Source organism: Prescottella sp. D32 (assembly GCF_037287305.1).
Taxonomy (GTDB): Bacteria; Actinomycetota; Actinomycetes; order Mycobacteriales; family Mycobacteriaceae; genus Prescottella; species Prescottella equi.
In genome coordinates, this window is sequence record NZ_JARBSW010000001.1 from 1,922,083 (window position 1) to 1,939,828 (window position 17,746).

At 68.7% G+C, this 17,746-nt stretch carries 20 protein-coding genes; 10 read left to right on the plus strand and 10 right to left on the minus strand.

Translation table 11 applies throughout. The features are described from left to right. The 3 genes from PSS76_RS08865 to PSS76_RS08875 form a co-directional block, all read right to left on the minus strand. Positions 1-168 carry a DUF5302 domain-containing protein gene (locus tag PSS76_RS08865; RefSeq protein WP_005519023.1) on the minus strand — a complete coding sequence of 56 codons (168 nt, stop codon included), beginning with the start codon at positions 166-168 and terminating at the stop codon, positions 1-3. A gap of 96 nt (positions 169-264) precedes the next feature. Next, positions 265-762, minus strand: coding sequence for a pyridoxamine 5'-phosphate oxidase family protein (locus PSS76_RS08870; protein ID WP_005519024.1), 498 nt, complete (start codon positions 760-762; stop codon positions 265-267). A 91-nt stretch (positions 763-853) separates the two neighbouring features. Next, complete coding sequence (locus tag PSS76_RS08875) at positions 854-1,555, minus strand: IclR family transcriptional regulator (protein WP_005519027.1); 702 nt, start codon at positions 1,553-1,555, stop codon at positions 854-856. A 120-nt stretch (positions 1,556-1,675) separates the two neighbouring features. On the opposite strand from PSS76_RS08875, the gene leuC reads away from it, so the two are divergent. The 3 genes from leuC to PSS76_RS08890 all read left to right on the plus strand — a co-directional run bounded on the left by leuC (position 1,676) and on the right by PSS76_RS08890 (position 4,632). After that, positions 1,676-3,109: a 3-isopropylmalate dehydratase large subunit gene (gene leuC, locus PSS76_RS08880; RefSeq protein WP_041674323.1), complete on the plus strand. Its 1,434-nt coding sequence runs from the start codon at positions 1,676-1,678 to the stop codon at positions 3,107-3,109. A gap of 26 nt (positions 3,110-3,135) precedes the next feature. Beyond that, the gene (gene leuD, locus PSS76_RS08885; protein ID WP_005519031.1) at positions 3,136-3,747 is read left to right on the plus strand and encodes a 3-isopropylmalate dehydratase small subunit; all 612 of its coding nucleotides are present in this window, start codon (positions 3,136-3,138) and stop codon (positions 3,745-3,747) included. 156 nt (positions 3,748-3,903) lie between these two features. Next, complete coding sequence (locus tag PSS76_RS08890) at positions 3,904-4,632, plus strand: HU family DNA-binding protein (RefSeq protein ID WP_005519033.1); 729 nt, start codon at positions 3,904-3,906, stop codon at positions 4,630-4,632. Positions 4,633-4,719: 87 nt separating this feature from the next. On the opposite strand, the gene PSS76_RS08895 is transcribed toward PSS76_RS08890, so the two are convergent. The 3 genes from PSS76_RS08895 to cofC form a co-directional block, all read right to left on the minus strand. Continuing rightward, complete coding sequence (locus PSS76_RS08895) at positions 4,720-5,652, minus strand: NUDIX hydrolase (protein ID WP_005519035.1); 933 nt, start codon at positions 5,650-5,652, stop codon at positions 4,720-4,722. A gap of 64 nt (positions 5,653-5,716) precedes the next feature. Next, on the minus strand, positions 5,717-7,846 hold the full coding sequence (locus tag PSS76_RS08900) for an RNA degradosome polyphosphate kinase (protein ID WP_370530782.1): 2,130 nt from the start codon (positions 7,844-7,846) through the stop codon (positions 5,717-5,719). Positions 7,847-7,993: 147 nt separating this feature from the next. Then, positions 7,994-8,710, minus strand: a complete 717-nt coding sequence (gene cofC / locus PSS76_RS08905; protein ID WP_013416602.1) for a 2-phospho-L-lactate guanylyltransferase — start codon at positions 8,708-8,710, stop codon at positions 7,994-7,996. Between the two features lie 153 nt (positions 8,711-8,863). On the opposite strand from cofC, the gene PSS76_RS08910 reads away from it, so the two are divergent. Together PSS76_RS08910 and PSS76_RS08915 are read left to right on the plus strand one after the other, a co-directional pair. After that, positions 8,864-9,862 carry an NAD(P)H-dependent glycerol-3-phosphate dehydrogenase gene (locus tag PSS76_RS08910; RefSeq protein WP_013416601.1) on the plus strand — a complete coding sequence of 333 codons (999 nt, stop codon included), beginning with the start codon at positions 8,864-8,866 and terminating at the stop codon, positions 9,860-9,862. Positions 9,863-9,943: 81 nt separating this feature from the next. After that, positions 9,944-11,050 (plus strand): D-alanine--D-alanine ligase family protein, encoded by a 1,107-nt coding sequence (locus tag PSS76_RS08915; protein ID WP_013416600.1) that lies wholly within the window; start codon positions 9,944-9,946, stop codon positions 11,048-11,050. Positions 11,051-11,097: 47 nt separating this feature from the next. Here PSS76_RS08915 and PSS76_RS08920 read toward each other — a convergent pair whose 3' ends face one another. Continuing rightward, entirely contained in the window at positions 11,098-11,685 is a 588-nt protein-coding gene (locus PSS76_RS08920) for a DUF3515 domain-containing protein (protein WP_005519040.1), read from the minus strand. Position 11,686: 1 nt separating this feature from the next. Further along, a complete protein-coding gene (locus tag PSS76_RS08925) occupies positions 11,687-11,932 on the minus strand; it encodes an Lrp/AsnC ligand binding domain-containing protein (protein ID WP_041674790.1) in 246 nt (81 codons plus the stop codon). A gap of 261 nt (positions 11,933-12,193) precedes the next feature. On the opposite strand from PSS76_RS08925, the gene PSS76_RS08930 reads away from it, so the two are divergent. From PSS76_RS08930 to PSS76_RS08945, 4 genes are read left to right on the plus strand one after another with little or no spacing between them, the layout of a single operon-like run. Next, positions 12,194-13,135, plus strand: coding sequence for a thiamine-phosphate kinase (locus PSS76_RS08930; protein ID WP_013416597.1), 942 nt, complete (start codon positions 12,194-12,196; stop codon positions 13,133-13,135). A gap of 9 nt (positions 13,136-13,144) precedes the next feature. After that, positions 13,145-13,666, plus strand: coding sequence for a gamma carbonic anhydrase family protein (locus tag PSS76_RS08935; protein ID WP_005519043.1), 522 nt, complete (start codon positions 13,145-13,147; stop codon positions 13,664-13,666). Continuing rightward, on the plus strand, positions 13,666-14,343 hold the full coding sequence (locus tag PSS76_RS08940; protein ID WP_005519044.1) for a uracil-DNA glycosylase: 678 nt from the start codon (positions 13,666-13,668) through the stop codon (positions 14,341-14,343). The genes PSS76_RS08935 and PSS76_RS08940 overlap by 1 nt, the downstream gene beginning before the upstream one ends. A 25-nt stretch (positions 14,344-14,368) precedes the next feature. Continuing rightward, entirely contained in the window at positions 14,369-14,578 is a 210-nt protein-coding gene (locus PSS76_RS08945; protein WP_084978967.1) for a hypothetical protein, read from the plus strand. Positions 14,579-14,605: 27 nt separating this feature from the next. Here PSS76_RS08945 and PSS76_RS08950 read toward each other — a convergent pair whose 3' ends face one another. Together PSS76_RS08950 and rpmB are read right to left on the minus strand one after the other, a co-directional pair. Further along, positions 14,606-15,400, minus strand: coding sequence for an enoyl-CoA hydratase/isomerase family protein (locus tag PSS76_RS08950; protein WP_037086177.1), 795 nt, complete (start codon positions 15,398-15,400; stop codon positions 14,606-14,608). A 164-nt stretch (positions 15,401-15,564) separates the two neighbouring features. After that, complete coding sequence (gene rpmB, locus PSS76_RS08955) at positions 15,565-15,756, minus strand: 50S ribosomal protein L28 (RefSeq protein ID WP_005519049.1); 192 nt, start codon at positions 15,754-15,756, stop codon at positions 15,565-15,567. A gap of 313 nt (positions 15,757-16,069) precedes the next feature. On the opposite strand from rpmB, the gene PSS76_RS08960 reads away from it, so the two are divergent. Next, positions 16,070-17,719, plus strand: a complete 1,650-nt coding sequence (locus PSS76_RS08960) for a fatty acid kinase ATP-binding subunit FakA (protein WP_221285555.1) — start codon at positions 16,070-16,072, stop codon at positions 17,717-17,719. Positions 17,720-17,746 lie beyond the last annotated feature (27 nt).

The following is a 17,746-nucleotide window of genomic DNA, read 5'->3' on the forward strand; positions in this document are numbered from 1 at the left end:
CTACCCGCTCTTCCGGCGGAACTCGCGTTTGTGGTCGGCGCTGCCGTGGGCATCATGGACCTTCGACTGCCCGTCCAGGTGCGCCGTCGCACTCGACTGCCGGTGGTTCTTGCGGTCGAGGGCCTCGCGGAACTTGCGCTTGATCTCGTTGTCGGCCGATTCGCTCACGTCGTCCTCCTCCTGCCTCGGTGGTGACTCGTCGATTCGGAATGTACCGCCGAGGCCGGGCGCGCGTCGCGTGGTTTTACGGCGGCGCCGGGCTGCCTAGAGGTAAGCCGCGGTGGACCCGCCGACCGGCATCTCCGGCAGTCCGAGCTTGCGGTGATCCCACGACCGCACCCGCTCCGGGACGACCTTGACGGCAATGCGCTTGTGCAACATCATCTCGACCGCCGGCTTGACGTCCTCGGAGTACGGCCCCGTGTAGCGCTCCCAGATGCTGATCCCGACCTTGAACAGGGCCTCCGGGTCGTCCACGATCTCGCCGCGACCTTCGATCGAGACGCCGCGGAGGGTGTCGTACGTGTCACCGTCCTCGATCATCATCGTGAGCCGGTCGTCGCGCCGGAGATTGACGGCCTTCTGCGACTTGGCCTTCGTCTCGAACCACAGCTCCCCGTCGATGACGGCGTACCACATCGCGACCAGGTGAGGGGTGCCGTTCACCCCGATCGTCGCCATCGTCGAGACTCGGCTGCGTTCGACGAATTCGGTGATCTCGGCGTCCGACATCGTGATCTGCCCGCGTTGGTTGGTCCCCACAGCCGCTCCTCGACTCGAAGTGGATTTCGTTCCTTCGAACGACTGTGCCACGAATCACTTTCACGGCACGCGCGTGGGGTCGGTCAGGTCCTCAGAGGCGCTTGTGGAGCGCGTCCGCAGCGGCGAGCAGGTCCGCTGCCCAGCGGGCGCCGGGGCGGCGGCCCATGCGATCGATCGGTCCCGACACCGAGATCGCCGCGACGACGTTGCCCGACGCATCCCGGACGGGCGCCGCGACACTGGCCACGCCGGACTCGCGTTCGGCCGCGCTCTGCGCCCAGCCACGCCGACGCACCTCGACGAGCACTCGTTCGCCGAACGAGGCCTCGGGCAGGATGGCGCGTTGGGTCTGGGCGTCCGCCCATGCGAGAAGGACCTTGGCGCCCGAACCTGCGGTCATCGGCAGTCGCGCGCCGACGAGCACGGTGTCGCGCAGGCCGGCGGGCGGCTCCATCGACGCGATGCACACCCGGTGGGTCCCCTCGCGCCGGTAGAGCTGAACGCTTTCTCCGGTGATCTCGCGGAGCCGCGGCAGGACGAGCGCCGCAGCGTCGACGAGGGCGTCGCTCGCGGTCGCGGCGAGCTCGCCGAGGCCGGGTCCGGTGCACCACAGTCCGTCCGCGTCGCGAGTGAGGAGTCGGTGCACTTCGAGTCCCACGGCGAGACGGTGTGCGGTGGCGCGGGGGAGCCCGGTCCGGTTGCACAGTTCGGTGAGGCTGCAGGGCTGTTCAGCGACGGCGTGAAGCACGCCCATTGCTTTGTCGAGCACCCCGATACCGCTATGCTGTCTCATAGATCGATACTCCCTTCTCGCATATTGGGATCATAGCCGATTGCGTGCGAGGTGGTTCGACACGGCGCGCGACACGGGGCAGCCCAGGAACCTGTCGACGCGCGACATCCCGAGACAGAGGTGGAGAAGATGGCTGACAGAGGACGCACTCTGGCCGAGAAGGTGTGGGACGAGCACGTTGTCGTGCGCGGTGAAGGTGAGGGTGCGGCACGGCAGCCGGATCTGATCTACATCGACCTGCATCTCGTTCACGAGGTCACCAGTCCGCAGGCCTTCGACGGTCTGCGGCTCGCCGGACGCAAGTTGCGCCGACCCGACCTCACGATCGCGACCGAGGACCACAATGTGCCGACGGTCGACATCGACAAGCCGATCGCGGACCCGGTCTCGCGGACCCAGGTCGACACCTTGCGGAAGAACTGTGAGGAGTTCGGAGTTCGCCTGCACCCCATGGGTGATCTCGATCAGGGCATCGTGCACGTCGTGGGCCCCCAGCTCGGCCTGACCCAGCCGGGCATGACCGTCGTGTGCGGCGACAGCCATACGTCGACGCACGGTGCTTTCGGCGCTCTGGCAATGGGAATCGGCACCAGTGAGGTCGAGCACGTGATGGCGACGCAGACGCTGTCGCTGCGCCCCTTCAAGACCATGGCGATCACCGTGGACGGCGAACTGGCGCCCGGCGTCACGAGCAAGGACCTGATCCTCGCCGTGATCGCGAAGATCGGCACCGGTGGCGGGCAGGGGTACGTTCTCGAGTACCGCGGCGAGGCGATCCGCAAGCTCTCGATGGAATCGCGGATGACGATCTGCAACATGTCCATCGAGGCAGGGGCTCGCGCCGGAATGATCGCACCGGACGAGATCACCTACGAGTTCGTCAAGGGCCGTCCGCACGCCCCGCAGGGCGCCGACTGGGACGCGGCGGTGGCGGCCTGGGATCAGCTGAAGACCGACGACGACGCGGTTTTCGACGCCGAGGTGCATATCGACGGTTCGGCGCTGACGCCGTTCGTCACCTGGGGAACGAACCCCGGTCAGGGTGCCCCGCTCGGCGATTCGGTTCCCGACCCGGCCGACTTCGCCGACGAGAGCGAACGTCTCGCCGCCGAGAAGGCGCTGGCGTACATGGGCCTGGAGGCGGGCACGCCGCTGCGTGAGGTGCCGGTCGACACCGTTTTCGTCGGTTCGTGCACCAACGGGCGTATCGAGGATCTTCGTGCGGTTGCGGAGGTTCTCAAGGGGCGCAAGGTCGCAGACGGTGTCCGGATGCTCGTCGTGCCGGGCTCGATGCGGGTGCGCGCTCAGGCCGAGGAAGAGGGTCTCGGTGAGATCTTCACCACGGCGGGTGCCGAGTGGCGTCAGGCCGGATGCTCGATGTGCCTGGGTATGAACCCCGACCAGTTGGCCCCGGGCGAGCGCTCGGCGTCGACATCGAACCGCAATTTCGAAGGCCGCCAAGGCAAGGGTGGGCGTACGCACCTCGTTTCTCCGGCTGTCGCGGCCGCGACAGCGGTGCGGGGCAAGCTCTCGGCACCGGCAGACCTGGCATAGGGCGCAAGGGAACTAGGAGAAAAACGATGGAAGCCTTTACCACTCATAAGGGAATCGGTGTTCCGCTGCGCCGGTCCAATGTCGACACCGACCAGATCATCCCTGCGGTGTACCTGAAGCGAGTGACCCGAACCGGTTTCGAGGACGGGCTGTTCGCAGCCTGGCGGACCGACCCGGAGTTCATCCTCAACGTCGCGCCGTACGACAAGGGCAGCGTCCTGGTGGCGGGTCCCGACTTCGGCACGGGGTCGTCTCGGGAGCACGCGGTGTGGGCGTTGTCCGACTACGGTTTCCGCGTCGTCATCGCATCGCGTTTCGCCGACATCTTCCGCGGCAACGCCGGTAAGGCCGGTCTGCTCGCGGCTCAGGTCGAGCAGAGCGACGTCGAGATGCTGTGGAAGTTGCTCGAGGAGCAGCCGGGTCTCGAACTCGTGGTGGATCTCGCATCCAAGACCGTGACCGCCGGAACGACTGTGGTGCCGTTCGAGATTGACGACTACACGCGCTGGCGTCTACTCGAGGGGCTGGACGACATCGGACTCACGTTGCGCCAGGTAGAGGCGATTTCCGAGTTCGAAAAGTCAAGGCCGTCATGGAAACCTGCGACCCTTCCGGCGCGCGTCGCGAACGACAATTGACGTAATCGGATAACTGGTTCGGCCCCTCGATCTAGCACAGATCGGGGGGCCGCGCTTGATGAGAATTGGCGTGGCACATAGACTCTTGCCGATTTCGGGTTTACCGTAGTTCGTAGTCGGTCCGACGGTGGACCATTAGTTTGCGGAGGATTTTCCATGAACAAGGCAGAGCTCATCGATGTTCTGACCGAGAAGCTGGGCACGGACAGGCGCACCGCGAGTGAGGCCGTCGAGCACGTGGTCGACACCATCGTGCGTGCAGTCCATGCCGGCGAGAGCGTCACCATCACCGGTTTCGGTGTCTTCGAGCAGCGCCGTCGCGCGGCTCGCGTCGCTCGCAACCCGCGCACGGGCGAGACGGTCAAGGTCAAGCCGACGTCGGTTCCGGCGTTCCGTCCGGGCGCACAGTTCAAGGCGCTCATCGCCGGTGGGCAGAAGCTCCCCAGCAGCGGACCGGCCGTCAAGCGTGGCGCCGCTGAGCCCGTGAAGAAGGCCGCCAAGAAGACGGCTGCCAAGAAGACCGCCGCCAAGAAGACGGCTGCGAAGAAGACTGCGGCCAAGGCTCCTGCCAAGACCGTGGCGAAGAAGACTGCGGCCAAGGCTCCTGCCAAGACCGTGGCGAAGAAGACTGCGGCCAAGGCTCCTGCCAAGACCGCAGCCAAGAAGACCGCGGCCAAGGCTCCGGCCAAGACCGCAGCCAAGAAGACCGTCGCGAAGAAGACCGCGACCAAGGCCCCGGCCAAGGCTCCGGCCAAGACCGCAGCCAAGAAGACGGTCGCGAAGAAGACTGCAGCCAAGGCTCCCGCCAAGACCGCAGCCAAGAAGACCGTCGCGAAGAAGACTGCAGCCAAGAAGGCTCCGGCCAAGCGCACCGCACGTAAGTAAGTCGCGAGACTTCGGCGGAAATACTCCGTAACTGACAAGGCGGCCACGGGATCGAATCCCGTGGCCGCCTTGTCGTGTGTCGAGAGGTCAATCCGCGTTGCGGGGCATGGGCAGCGGGCTGTCGATGTGATCCGCCGCGACCAACCGACCGCCCGACAACGACAGCACCCACGTGCTCGCCTTACGGTTTCGGGCAGGCGGCAGCGTGATGCCGTCGCGTTTGGCCCACCACTCCAGGAGGTCGGGGATGACCCCGCCCTGGCTGCAGATGACCTGAACGCCGCCTCGAGCAGCGATCTTGCGGGCGCGGGCGCGGGCGCTCGCCGGATCGGCCGCGTACTGCTCTTCGGAGAGAAGGGGCTCGATGTGGATCGGTACTTCGAGCGACGCGGCGAGGGGCTCCACCGTCTGCACGCACCTGGTCCGGTCCGCCGACGACACCTCGGATGCTCCGAAGGCTCGTAGTTGGCCGACAAGGGCTTCCGCCTGCACGCGACCCTTCTCGTCGAGCGGCCTCGTGTCGTCGTCGCCCTCGTACTTCTTCCTGCTGCCGGCCTTTGCGTGACGGACGAGCAGGACCGTGGTGGTGTCCGGCGGGATCTGGACGAACCGCCGCAGGATCGTTCGGTCCATCGGGTAGGAGAGCTGGTCGGGGACGTCGTCCGGTGGCAGCCACCGCATCTCGTCCACCTCGTCGTTGGGCGTGAATTCACCGCCTGCCGCCTCGGCTGCCCAGTATTCGACCCGCTTGAGCTTGCGATGGCCCGGTATCGGATATGTCACACCTGAGAGGTGTCGCCCCAATTGTGCTGTAATTCCGGTCTCTTCGTGGATCTCCCGCACTGCGGCGGAAATCGATGTTTCGCCGGGATCGAGTTTTCCTTTGGGAAAAGACCAGTCGTCGTACTTCGGCCGGTGAATGAGTGCGATTTCGATCTCGTACGGGTTGTTCGGTGACTTGCGCCACAGAACTGCGCCGGCCGCGAAAATGTTTGCTTTGACCGGTTTATCAGGACTCAACGGTGTGGTTCCTTCCCTCGACCGGAGGTCGTGGTCGAACGGCTGGATTGGAGCGGATTCCGCGTCAGGAGTTGGTGGATCTGCGTCGGCGCATCATCTCTTCCTGGTGCTCCCGCACCTTCTCGCCACGAGCGGGTGCGGCCTGCCAGCTGCCGTCGGACTGGAGTACCCAGCAGCGGGTGGTGGGATCGAGTGCGGAGTCGAAGATCTCGTCGAGCTGACGGGTGAGACGCGGATCCTTGACCTGTGCCATCACCTCGACGCGGCGATCGAGGTTCCGGTGCATCATGTCGGCGCTACCGATCCAGAACTCGTTCGAACCCTGGAAGTGCATGATCCGCGAATGCTCGAGGAAGCGGCCGAGGATCGAGCGGACCTCGATGTTCTCGCTGAGGCCGGGAACGCCGGGCTTGAGCGCGCAGATCCCGCGGACCACGATCCGGACCGGGACCCCGGCCTGTGATGCGCGGTAGAGCGCGTCGATCACCTGTTCGTCGACGAGGGCGTTGGCCTTCAGCCGGATTCCCGCCTCGCGGCCGGCCTTGCGGTGCTCGATCTCCGATTCGATGCGGGCGATTATCCCGGCGCGCACGCCGTACGGGGCGACGAGCAGGTTGCGATACTGCGACTTTCGGGAGTACCCGGTGAGGGAGTTGAACAGGTCCGTCAGGTCGGCGCCGATCTCGGGTGCCGCCGTGAGCAAGCCGACGTCCTCGTAGAGGCGGGCCGTCTTGGGGTTGTAGTTGCCGGTGCCGATATGGCAGTAGCGGCGAATGGTCGACCCCTCGCGTCGCACGACGAGGCATGTCTTGCAATGTGTCTTGAGACCGACCAGTCCGTAGACGACGTGGACGCCGGCCTGTTCGAGTTTGCGGGCCCACTTGATGTTCGCCTGCTCGTCGAAGCGCGCCTTGATCTCGACGAGCGCCACCACCTGCTTGCCCGCCTCGGCCGCCGCGACGAGGGCGTTGACGATCGGGGAGTCGCCGGAGGTGCGGTAGAGCGTCTGCTTGATCGCGAGAACCTGAGGGTCGGCGGCCGCCTGCTCGATGAACCGCTGAACACTCGTGGAGAACGAGTCGTACGGGTGCTGAACGAGAACGTCGCCGTCGCGCAGGGTCGAGAAGACGCTCTTGGGCGTCTCCCGCTCGCCGAACGCCGGGTGCGTGGCGGGAACGAACGGCGCGTCCTTGAGATTCGGGCGGTCGACGCCGTAGACCTGCCAGAGCGACGAAAGATCAAGAAGCCCAGGTACTTGGATGACATCCCCGGGATCCACGTCCAGTTCCCGGAGCAGCAGTTCGAGCATGTGCTCGGTCATGTCGTCGGCCACCTCGAGGCGGACCGGGGAACCGAACCGCCGTCGGGCCAGTTCGCGCTCGAGTGCCTGGAGCAGGTCCTCGTCGCGATCCTCCTCGACCTCGAAATCGGCATTGCGTGTGACGCGGAAAGCGTGGTGCTCCACCACTTCCATGCCGGGGAAGAGTACGTCGAGGTGGGCGGCGATGAGGTCCTCGGTGGGCAGGAAGGCCGCGATCGCGCCGGGGGTGTCGCCGGTGCGGGTCACGCGCACGAACCGGTCGACGTTGTCGGGCACCTTCACGCGCGCGAAGTGCTCTCCGCCGGTTGCGGCATCCTTCACGGTGACCGCGAGATTGAGGCTCAGCCCGCTGATGTAGGGGAACGGATGGGCCGGGTCGACGGCCAGCGGGGTCAGGACCGGGAAGACCTGTTCGTGGAAGTGCGCCGACAAACGCGTGCGTTCCTCGGAATCGAGGTCGGACCAACCGATGATCGAGATGCCCTCGTCGGCGAGCGCCGGACGCACGGAATCGAGGAACACCCTGGCGTGCTTGTACGAGATCTCCTGGGTGCGGGATCCGATGAGCGCCAGTTGTTCACGGGGCGAGAGTCCGTCCGCCGACCGCACCGACAGCCCGGTTTCGTCGCGTCGTTTCAGGCCGGCCACCCGGACCATGTAGAACTCGTCGAGGTTCGAAGCGAAGATCGCGAGGAACTTTGCGCGTTCGAGCAGTGGCAGCGAAGTGTCCTCCGCGAGGGCGAGCACACGGGAGTTGAAGTCGAGCCAGCTCAGTTCGCGGTTGAGATAGCGCGCCGAGGGCAGACCGCCGTCCGGGGAACCGGTGGGGGTGGCCGCAGGCGGGGCGGTCGGGATGATGGCCGAATGGCCGATACCCGCCGGGCGTGTTCGATCAGAGTCGGAACCGTCCTCCGCCGATCGGTCGGAGTCCGTGCGTCGCTCGAGTGCTCTCCCGTTGCTCACTCCCCGATCATCCCTCGAGATTCGCAGGCAGGACAATCGATCACACGGAGTTCACAGCTATCGGAGTTGCCGGACACCCGGCGTACATCCGAGGCGGTCGAACACCGCCCGGGTCGCGGGGCCGAGGCCGAGGCGGGCTGCGGCGAACAGGTCGTCGAGGGTGTCGACGTCTTGGCGCAGTCCTGGCCAGGCCCCGTCGAGTACCCGCGCCCCCGACGCGATGTGGGCCCGTGCGGAGTCGGTGCCGAACCTCGGGTCGAGACGAGTGGACGGGCCGCAGGCGAACAGCGCCGAGGTTCCCGTGCCGGTGTGGTCCACGACGATCGAGCGTCCGCCGCGGCGGGCCTGTCCGAGTGCATCGAGCAGCTCGGCTGTCCGCAGGGCGGGCAGGTCGGCCTGCAGCGCCACCACGTCGATCGCGCCCCCGGCGGTGCCGAGCGCGCGTTCCGCGTCCGTGAGCGCCGCATTGAGCCCGGACTCGCCGATGGCGCGTCGGGCCGGATCCGGAAGGTGACCGACGCCGCACTCGGCGGCGATCGACGCAACGACGGGGTCGGGGGTCACCACGGTCACGTCCGTGATGCGAGCCGGGTCGGCCGTGTCGCGCGCGCCCACCAGGACGCTCAGTGTGTCCCGCAGCATCGCCACGACGAGGTCGGTCCGGTCCGAGGCCGACAGCGATTCCGCGAGGCGGGTCTTCGCGCGGCTGAGGTCTTTCACGGCGACGACGACATGGGTGTGCGCGGGCTGATCCGATCGGTGCGCACCCCTCATGTCGCCAATCTTGCCAGCCGCGCCGTCGACGCGGCGCGCCCGCCGACCGATCGGTGTGAGGGATATCGTGTTCGCAGGCAGTGAGCGGCAGGTCGGCGGCGGAACGGTGTGGGCAGTGAACAACTCGGGTGAGCGCGGAGCGGAGGGGGCGGCGTGAGCAAGGCGGCGGTTCTGGGGGCGGGATCGTGGGGGACGGCGTTCGCGAAAGTGCTGGCCGACGCGGGAACCGACGTGACGCTGTGGGCCAGGCGAACCGAGATCGCCGACGCCGTCGTCAGCCGGCACGAGAACCCGGACTACCTGCCCGGGATCGCGCTGCCGCCGACGCTGTCGGCGACCGACGATCACGAGGAGGCTCTGGCGGGCGCGGACATCGTCGTCCTCGCCGTGCCGTCCCAGTCGCTGCGCGGAAATCTCGAGCGGTGGGCCGGTGCGATCGGTCCGGACGCGACCCTGCTCAGCCTCGCGAAGGGCATCGAGAGCGTGACACTGCTCCGGATGAGTGAGGTCGTCTCACAGGTGGCGTCGGTGGACCCGACACGGGTCGCGGTGCTCTCGGGGCCCAATCTCGCGCGTGAGATCGCGCTCGGTCAGCCGGCCGCCACGGTCGTCGCGTGCACCGACGAGGCGCGCGCCCTCGCCGTCCAGAAAGCTTGCGCGACAAGTTATTTCCGGCCCTACACGAACACCGACGTGATCGGGTGTGAAATCGGTGGGGCCTGCAAGAACGTGATCGCGCTGGCGTGCGGCATGGCGTCCGGCATCGGGCTGGGGGAGAACACGATCGCGAGCCTGATCACCCGAGGACTCGCGGAGATCATCCGACTCGGAGTCGCATCGGGAGCCAACGCCGCGACGCTCGCGGGCCTGGCGGGCGTCGGCGACCTCGTGGCCACCTGCACGTCGCCGCTGTCCCGGAACCGGTCCTTCGGCGAGCGGCTGGGGCTCGGAGGGTCGCTCGAGAGCGCCCAGGCCGCGACCCACGGCCAGATCGCCGAAGGCGTGAAGTCGTGTACGTCGGTGCGCGCCCTGGCCGCTGCGAAGGGGGTCGAGATGCCGCTCACGGACGCCGTGCACCGGGTGTGCCACGAGGGCATGTCGGTTCACGACGCGGTCGGTATGTTGCTGGGGCGCCGCATCAAGCCCGAGTAGTTCCGGGCACTTCGGGCGGTATCGAATCGAGCTGTTCGGTCGGTTCGTGGCGAGGCCGCTCGCAACGGTACGGTTTGGGGCGTGAACAATCCGCGTACCAGGGTCGCCGTCGTCTTCGGTGGCCGCAGCAACGAGCATTCGGTGTCCTGTGTCTCCGCCGGCAGCGTCCTGAGGAACCTCGACCCGGATCGCTACGAAGTGGTACCGATCGGCATCACGACCGACGGCGCGTGGGTGCTGGGCTCGACCGATCCCGCGGACCTCGCGATCCGCGACCGGTCCATGCCGACCGTGGACGCGGGCGGCAAGGCTCTCACCCTCACCGCGGACCCGACCCGTGCGGGTGCCGTCGTCGCTCTCGACGACAAGCAGGCCGGTCAGGCGCTCGCGTCGGTCGACGTCGTGTTCCCGGTCCTGCACGGTGCGTACGGCGAGGACGGCACCATCCAGGGCCTGCTCGAGCTGGCCGGCATTCCCTACGTCGGTCCCGGCGTCCTCGCCAGCGCGGCGGGCATGGACAAGGAGTTCACCAAGAAGCTGCTGGCGGCCGAGGGTCTGCCGGTCGGGTTCCAGGTGGTGCTCCGCCCGGGCACGTCGACCGTCACCGACGAGCAGAAGCAGCAGCTGGGGCTGCCGGTGTTCGTGAAGCCGGCCCGTGGCGGTTCGTCGATCGGCATCACGCGGGTGGCGGACTGGTCGCAGTTCGACGCCGCGGTGGCCGTCGCCCGCTCGCACGACCCCAAGGTGATCGTCGAGTCGGCGATCGTCGGGCGCGAGGTGGAATGCGGCGTCCTCGAATTCCCCGACGGTGACGTGCGGGCCAGCGTGGTCGCCGAGATCCGCATGCCCGACACCGACGGGGACGAGTCCGCGTTCTACGACTTCGACACCAAGTACCTCGACGACGTCTGCGAGTTCGACGTTCCGGCCAAGCTCGACGACGACGTCAGCGAACAGATCCGCGCCCTCGCGGTCCGTGCCTTCCGCGCGCTGGACTGCCAGGGGCTGGCCCGCGTCGACTTCTTCGTCACTGCGGACGGACCCGTGATCAACGAGATCAACACGATGCCGGGCTTCACGTCGATCTCGATGTACCCGCGCATGTGGCAGGCGGCCGGTGTCGAGTACGAGACGCTCGTCTCGACGCTCGTCGACACGGCCGTGGCGCGCGGGACGGGGCTGCGCTGAGCTGAGCCGAGCGCCGCGGCGTCGGACCCCGGCCCGCGCGCGACCCGCTACGGGTTGGGGACCGGCGCGGGGTCGAGCGGCTTCTGCGGCAGCGCCTCGGAAACCGCAGCGGACGCGTCCTGCAGGGGCGTCGGGCCCGATCCGTTGGGCACGGTCAACGCGACGTACACGCCGCGGTCGACGGCGTACCACGTGCTGGCCTCGATGCCCTGCGAGGCGCCGGAGATCTCGAACCACTGGACGCCGTCGACGACGCTGAGCGGCGATGCCTGGTCGAACTCCGGGGGACGCGGCAGACCGCACCGCATCACGACGGGCTCGCCCTCGTCGGGCTGCCACGCGGCGGTCGCCTCGGGTGCAGGGTCGCGCAGTTCGGCGCGCGTGTAGTCGCCGAGGTTCTCGGGCAGGTCGTTCATCAATGTCGTGCATTCCGCGGACTGCGCGGCCGGCGCCTCCACGGGGCCGAGCCCGACATCTTCCTTCACGGGTGAACGCCCGGCGATCGCGGCGGCGACGATGACGCCGATGACGAGCGCGACGGGGAGGGCGACCGCGGTCGCGATCAGCGCGGGACTGCGCTTCTCGGACGGGTGCGGTTCGTTCTGATCGGTGGTGGGGTTCTCGGGTTCGGACATCTCAGTTCTCGGTCGGTGCGGCTGGCGCCGCGATCTGGCAGGTCAGGATGCGGGTGATCCCGCGGACCTTCTTCATGTCGTCGACGACGTCGGACAGCGCGGCCTCGGCGGGTGCGCCGACGCGGGCGATCACGTCGTACGGCCCCAACACGTCCTCGGCGGAATCGACGCCGGTGATCCGGGACAGCGTCGCCGCGATCGCCGCGGCCTTGCCGACCTCGGTCTGGATCAGTACGTAAGCCTGCACCACGGGTCCGTCCTTCCCGTCGTCGTGCGCCGTCGCCTCGGTAGAGTCGCGGAGACCCACGGGACTCCGGTCCCGGCGCCCCGCACCGGATGCCCGGCCGCACACTAAAAGGTACCGCAGTTGCGGGAGGCGAATCCCGGGACCGGGAGACCGCCGGCGCACACGAGTACGCACATCAGCATTGGGAGGCCCACCATCGAATCCTCGCGACCGCAGCAGGACGACGACGATCGCACCGTGGCGTCGGTGGGGGAGTTCGCGGTGATCGGGCGGGCCGTGGAACGACGCAGGCAACCGTCGACGACGCTGCTCGGGCCGGGCGACGACGCGGCCGTGGTGCGGATGCCGGACGGCCGGGCCGCGGTGTCGGCGGACATGCTCGTCGAACATCGGCACTTCCGGCTGGACTGGTCGACACCCGAGCAGGTGGGCCGAAAAGCGGTGGCCCAGAACGGTGCGGACATTGCCGCGATGGGAGGGCGTCCGACGGCGTTCCTCGTCTCGCTGGGCTGCCCGCCCGACACCCCACTCGCGGTTGCCGCGGGCATCTCGGACGGTCTCGGCAGTGCCGCGGAGGCTCTCGGCGCGGGTGTGGTCGGCGGCGATCTGGTGCAGGCCGACGAGGTCGTCGTGTCGGTGACGGTCCTCGGCGACCTCGAAGGCCGCAGTCCGGTGCTGCGCTCGGGTGCGCGAGAGGGCGACGTCGTCGCTGTCGCCGGGGCGCTCGGCCGGTCGGCTGCGGGACTGGCGTTGCTGCTCGCCGGCGTGGACCCGTCGGTTCCGGGTGCGGCGGAGTTGATCGACGCGCACCGGGTCCCCACACCGCCTTACGAGCAGGGCGTCGCGGCCGCGGTAGCCGGCGCGAGCGCGATGACCGACGTCTCCGACGGTCTCGTCGCCGACCTCGGCCACATCGCGGACGCGTCGGGCGTCGGGATCCGGATCGACCGGGGGCGGATCGACGCGTCCGCCGGTTTGCTCGATGCGGCGCGCGATCTCGGGCGGGATCCGTGGGAGTGGATCCTGACCGGTGGCGAGGACCACGCCCTGGCGGCGACGTTCCCGCCCGGAACGGTGCTTCCGGACGGCTGGTCGGCGATCGGCGAGGTGGTCTCCGGTGTGGACGCCGACGGCGGCAGGGTGCTGGTCGACGGGCATCCGTGGACGGTGTCCGGTGGCTGGCAGAGCTTCGACGCGGGATAGGTTGCACGCATGGCTATCTACGCACTCGGTGATCGCGAACCGGACATCGCACCGGACGCCTACGTCCATCCCGACGCCGTCGTGATCGGCGCCGTGACCCTCGGGCCGGGCGCCTCGATCTGGCCGCAGGCGGTGCTGCGCGGCGACTACGGCACGATCAGCGTCGGCGCCGGCACCAACATCCAGGACGGCACCGTCGTCCACTGCACGTCGATCGACGCGACCGTCATCGGTGCCGGCTGCGTGGTCGGGCACAACGCTCACATCGAGGGGGCGCAGATCGGCGACAACTGCCTCATCGCGTCCGGCGCCGTCGTGCTGAACGGCTCGACGGTGGGTGCCGGATCGGTGGTCGGGGCGGGCGCCGTCGTGCCGTTCAAGTTCGAGGTGCCCCCGCGCAGCATGGCGCTCGGTGTGCCGGCCAAGGTGCGCGAGGGCTACGAGGTTCCCGAGGGTCACCTCGAACTCAACGTGAAGCTGTACGCGGCGAATGCCGCGTTCTACCGCGACGCGCTGCGCAGGCTCGACTGATGGCGGCAAAGGCGCTGACGGACCTGATCGACCCCGGGTGGGCGAAGGCCCTCGCACCGGTCGAGGGCCGGATCGCCGAGATGGGCGACTTCCTGCGCGCCGAGATCGCCGCCGGACGACAGTACCTCCCGAGTGGTGAGAACGTGCTGCGCGCGTTCACGCATCCCTTCGAGGACGTGCGTGTCCTCATCGTCGGTCAGGATCCGTACCCGACGCCCGGACATGCTGTGGGCCTGAGCTTCTCGGTGGCGCCGGACGTCCGGCCGGTGCCGCGGAGCCTGAACAACATCTTCGCCGAGTACAGCCGGGACCTCGGGTACCCGACGCCGTCGAACGGCGACCTGACGCCCTGGACCGAGAACGGTGTGCTGTTGCTGAACAGGGTGCTGACCGTCGCGCCGGGGGAGGCCGGGTCGCACCGCAGGAAGGGCTGGGAGGCGGTCACGGAACAGGCGATCCGCGCGCTCGTGGAGCGGCAGTCGCCGATGGTCGCGATCCTGTGGGGGCGTGACGCTGCCACGCTGAAGCCGATGCTCGGCGACGTTCCCACGATCGAGTCGGCGCACCCGTCGCCGCTGTCGGCGTCCCGGGGCTTCTTCGGGTCGCGGCCGTTCAGTCGCGCCAACGAGTTGCTCGCCGAACTCGGTGCGAACCAGGTGGATTGGCGTCTGCCCTGACGCCTCGGTGTCGATAGGGTGGCGGGTGCGCGAGGAGAGCGACACCGACGAGGACCGGCTGCGTCTCCTCGACTCGTTCGGGCTCGAAGCCGTCACCGTCTACCACTCGGGGTACTTCGGGGTGGACCTCTCGGACGACCGGGGTCTGTTCGAACAGGCCTTCATGGACGGCTACTGGCCGAAGGTGCACTTCCGTGCGGACCGGACCCCGGTCGCCGTGACCGTGGAGGCCTGACGAGCGACCGGGATCCGCGGTTCCCGCTTACGCGTTGCGCACCGACGAGAAGTCGGGGCGACGCTTCTCGACGAACGCGTCGACACCCTCGCGGCCGGTGGGACCGTCGGCTGCGGCGGAGATCGACGCGGTCTCGGCGTCGAGCTGCTCGGACAGCGAGTTGGCCCGGCTGCTCGCGAAGAGCTTCTTGATCCCGGCGTAGGACGCGGTCGGGCCGGCTGCGAGCGTTCGTGCCACACGCAGTGCTTCGTCCTGCACCTGGTCGTCTTCGACGATCCGGCTGAGCAGGCCGAGACGCACGGACTCCTCGCCGTTCAGGACGGCGTCGGTGAGCAGGATCTCCCGTGCACGCGACGCACCGACGATGCGCGGCAGCGTCCACGACATGCCGCCGTCCGGTGTGAAGCCGATGGACGGGTACGCGGGACGCAGCTTGGTCGAGGTGCCACCGATCGCGATGTCCGCGAGGCACACGATGCTCATGCCGGCACCGGCAGCCCAGCCGTGGACCGCCGCGACGACCGGGACCGTGGTGTCGTCGAGCGCGCGCACGAACTCGTGGAACGCGGTCGCGATCTCGCCGACGAACTCGCCGCGACGCTCGGCCGAGGCGAAAGCCCGAACGTTGCCTCCGGCGCAGAAGTTCGCGCCGTCACCGACGAGAAGCACCGCGCCCACGTCGCTGCCGGCCGCGCGCAGTGCGGCAGTCGCCTCGGTGATTCCGTCGATGTCGAGGGAGGTTCCGTTCGCGGCAGTTGCCACGGCCACGCGGAGGACGCCGTCCTCGATCCGGACATTGCTGGGTGCTTCTGTTGCAGTCACGTGGAGCACACTAGCCGCTCGATCGGGCCGGTCCGGTAGTCCGGTCCCATCCACCGCGACGGTCACGAGCGGCCGGGAGCCCCTCCGGACGAGCCGCGAAAACGACTGAGCCCCCGACACCGAGGTGTCGGGGGCTCAGTCGAAGAACTGTGCTGTGAGCGGAATCAGCCGCGCACGACCTTGCCGGCCTTCAGGCAAGAGGTGCAGACGTTCAGCTTCTTGGTGTTGCCGGGGGCAACCTGAGCACGAACGGGCTGGATGTTCGGGTTCCAGCGACGGTTGGTACGCCGGTGCGAGTGCGAGACCGACTTACCGAAGCCGGGCCCCTTGGCGCATACGTCGCAGACGGCAGCCATAGTCGCGAACTCCTTGTGATAGTCAAACATTGTCTTGTTCTTGCCTACGAACACGCGAAGTGGAACGACCCGTGCGAGGCAACCCTGCAAGGGTAACCGCATCCGCATGGATTGGCCAAATCATCGGGCCCGAGGCGAACTACAGTGCGGTTCGGGCCGTGTCGAAGACTGGAATGACGGTACAGGTTGCGCGTGGGCCGCGTTCGAGGGGTACGTCGGATGCCCCCGCTAGGCTGGCGGTCTGGGACGGCTGGGCGGGTAGTGGCCCCGTCCCGCTGCTGGTGTGGCCGATGCGCGGAGAGGACGAACACGGGTGCTCGAGGTCCTGGAGGCGGTCGACGGCTCCGCTCTGTACCGATGGGCCGACGCGTGCGTCACCGGCATCGAGAAGCGCTGCGACGAGATCAACGATCTCAATGTCTTCCCCGTCCCGGACGCGGACACCGGAACGAATCTGCTCGCAACGATGCGCGCAGCGGTCCGGGCCGCCGCACCACTGTCCGCGGACGGGCGCGGGGCCGACGCGTCCGCCGTGGCCCGGGCGCTCGCGCGCGGGGCGGTGACGGGCGCGCGCGGAAACTCGGGTGCGATTCTCTCCCAGGTGCTGCGGGGGGTCGCCGAGTCCACGAAGTCGGACAGGCTCGACGCCGACACCTTCCGTTCGGCGCTGCGGCACGCATCGGATCTGGCTCTCGAGGCTGTCAGCGTCCCGATGGAGGGAACCATCGTCACGGTGCTCGCGGCCGCCGCCGACGCGGTGGCCGCGGAGGCCGCGGGCGCTCCGCTTGCGCGGCTGTCGGCGGTGGCCGCGGATGCGGCGGCCGAGGCGCTGCTCCGGACTCCGTCGCAGCTCGCCGTGCTCGGTGCGGCCGGCGTGGTCGACGCCGGTGGCCGGGGTCTGGTCGTCATCCTCGACGCCCTGGTCGAGGTGATCTGCGGTGTGCCCCCGGCTCGGGAGGCCTTCCTGGCGCCGGCCGGCGAGGGTGCGGCGACCGGCGCGGAGCACGTGTGCGGCCCCGCGCACCTCGTCCACGAGGTCGCCGGCCAGGACTACGAGGTGATGTACCTCGTCGCCGAATCGGACGAGGCACGCATCGCGGATCTGCGTGGTCGGCTCTGTTCTCTGGGGGATTCCGTCGTGATCGTCGGTGACGGTTCGGACGACATGCCCACGTGGTCGGTCCACGTGCACTGCAGCGACGCGGGAGCCGCCGTCGAGGCCGGACTCGAGGCCGGGCGCCTGCACAGCGTTCGCATCACGTGTTTCGTGCTCGACGCTGCCCGCGCCGACGTCCCGGACCCCGCCACCCCACGCGCGGTGCTGTCCGTGGTGGAGGGGCCGGGCGCGGCGGAACTGTTCGAGCAGGAGGGCGCGCGGGTACTGCGGTCCGACGGCGCCGTCACCCCCGAGCAGTTGCTCGCGGCCATCCGGGGCACCGGCCGCCGCGAGGTCGTGGTGCTGCCGAACGGCGCGTTGCCGGCCCAGGACCTGATCGCGGTGGGCGCGCGGGCCCGCGCCGATGCGCGCGACGTCGTCTTCCTGCCCAGCTCGTCGATGGTGCAGGCACTCGCGGCGCTCGCCGTGCACGACGCCGAGCGGCTGGCGGTCGACGACGCGTTCGCGATGTCGGAAGCGGCGGCGGCCACCCGCTGGGGTTCGCTTCGGGTCGCGGAGGAACGCGCCCTCACCTACGTCGGGACGTGCGAACCGGGGGACGGACTGGGCCTCGTCGGGCACGAGGTCGTGGTGATCGAACGGGACGTCGTGGCCGCCGGATGCCGGCTCGTCGACCTCGTTCTGGGGGCCGGCGGCGAGCTCGTGACGGTGCTCCTGGGTGCGCAGGCGAGCGAGGGTCTGGGGGAGCGGGTCGCGGACTACATCACGTCCCGCCATCCGGGGGTCGAGGTGATGGTCTACCGGGGTGGGCAGAGCCGCGATCTGTTGCAGTTCGGCGTCGAGTAGAAGGCGAGTCGATAGTGAGCACGGCGA

Excerpts from the sequence above, each read along its gene's own strand:
- PSS76_RS08875 (WP_005519027.1), bottom strand. The coding sequence starts at position 1,555 with ATGAGACAGCATAGCGGTATCGGGGTGCTCGACAAAGCAATGGGCGTG.
- leuD (WP_005519031.1), top strand. The coding sequence starts at position 3,136 with ATGGAAGCCTTTACCACTCATAAGGGAATCGGTGTTCCGCTGCGCCGG.
- PSS76_RS08890 (WP_005519033.1), top strand. The coding sequence starts at position 3,904 with ATGAACAAGGCAGAGCTCATCGATGTTCTGACCGAGAAGCTGGGCACG.
- cofC (WP_013416602.1), bottom strand. The coding sequence starts at position 8,710 with ATGAGGGGTGCGCACCGATCGGATCAGCCCGCGCACACCCATGTCGTC.
- PSS76_RS08920 (WP_005519040.1), bottom strand. The coding sequence starts at position 11,685 with ATGTCCGAACCCGAGAACCCCACCACCGATCAGAACGAACCGCACCCG.
- PSS76_RS08935 (WP_005519043.1), top strand. The coding sequence starts at position 13,145 with ATGGCTATCTACGCACTCGGTGATCGCGAACCGGACATCGCACCGGAC.
- PSS76_RS08940 (WP_005519044.1), top strand. The coding sequence starts at position 13,666 with ATGGCGGCAAAGGCGCTGACGGACCTGATCGACCCCGGGTGGGCGAAG.
- rpmB (WP_005519049.1), bottom strand. The coding sequence starts at position 15,756 with ATGGCTGCCGTCTGCGACGTATGCGCCAAGGGGCCCGGCTTCGGTAAG.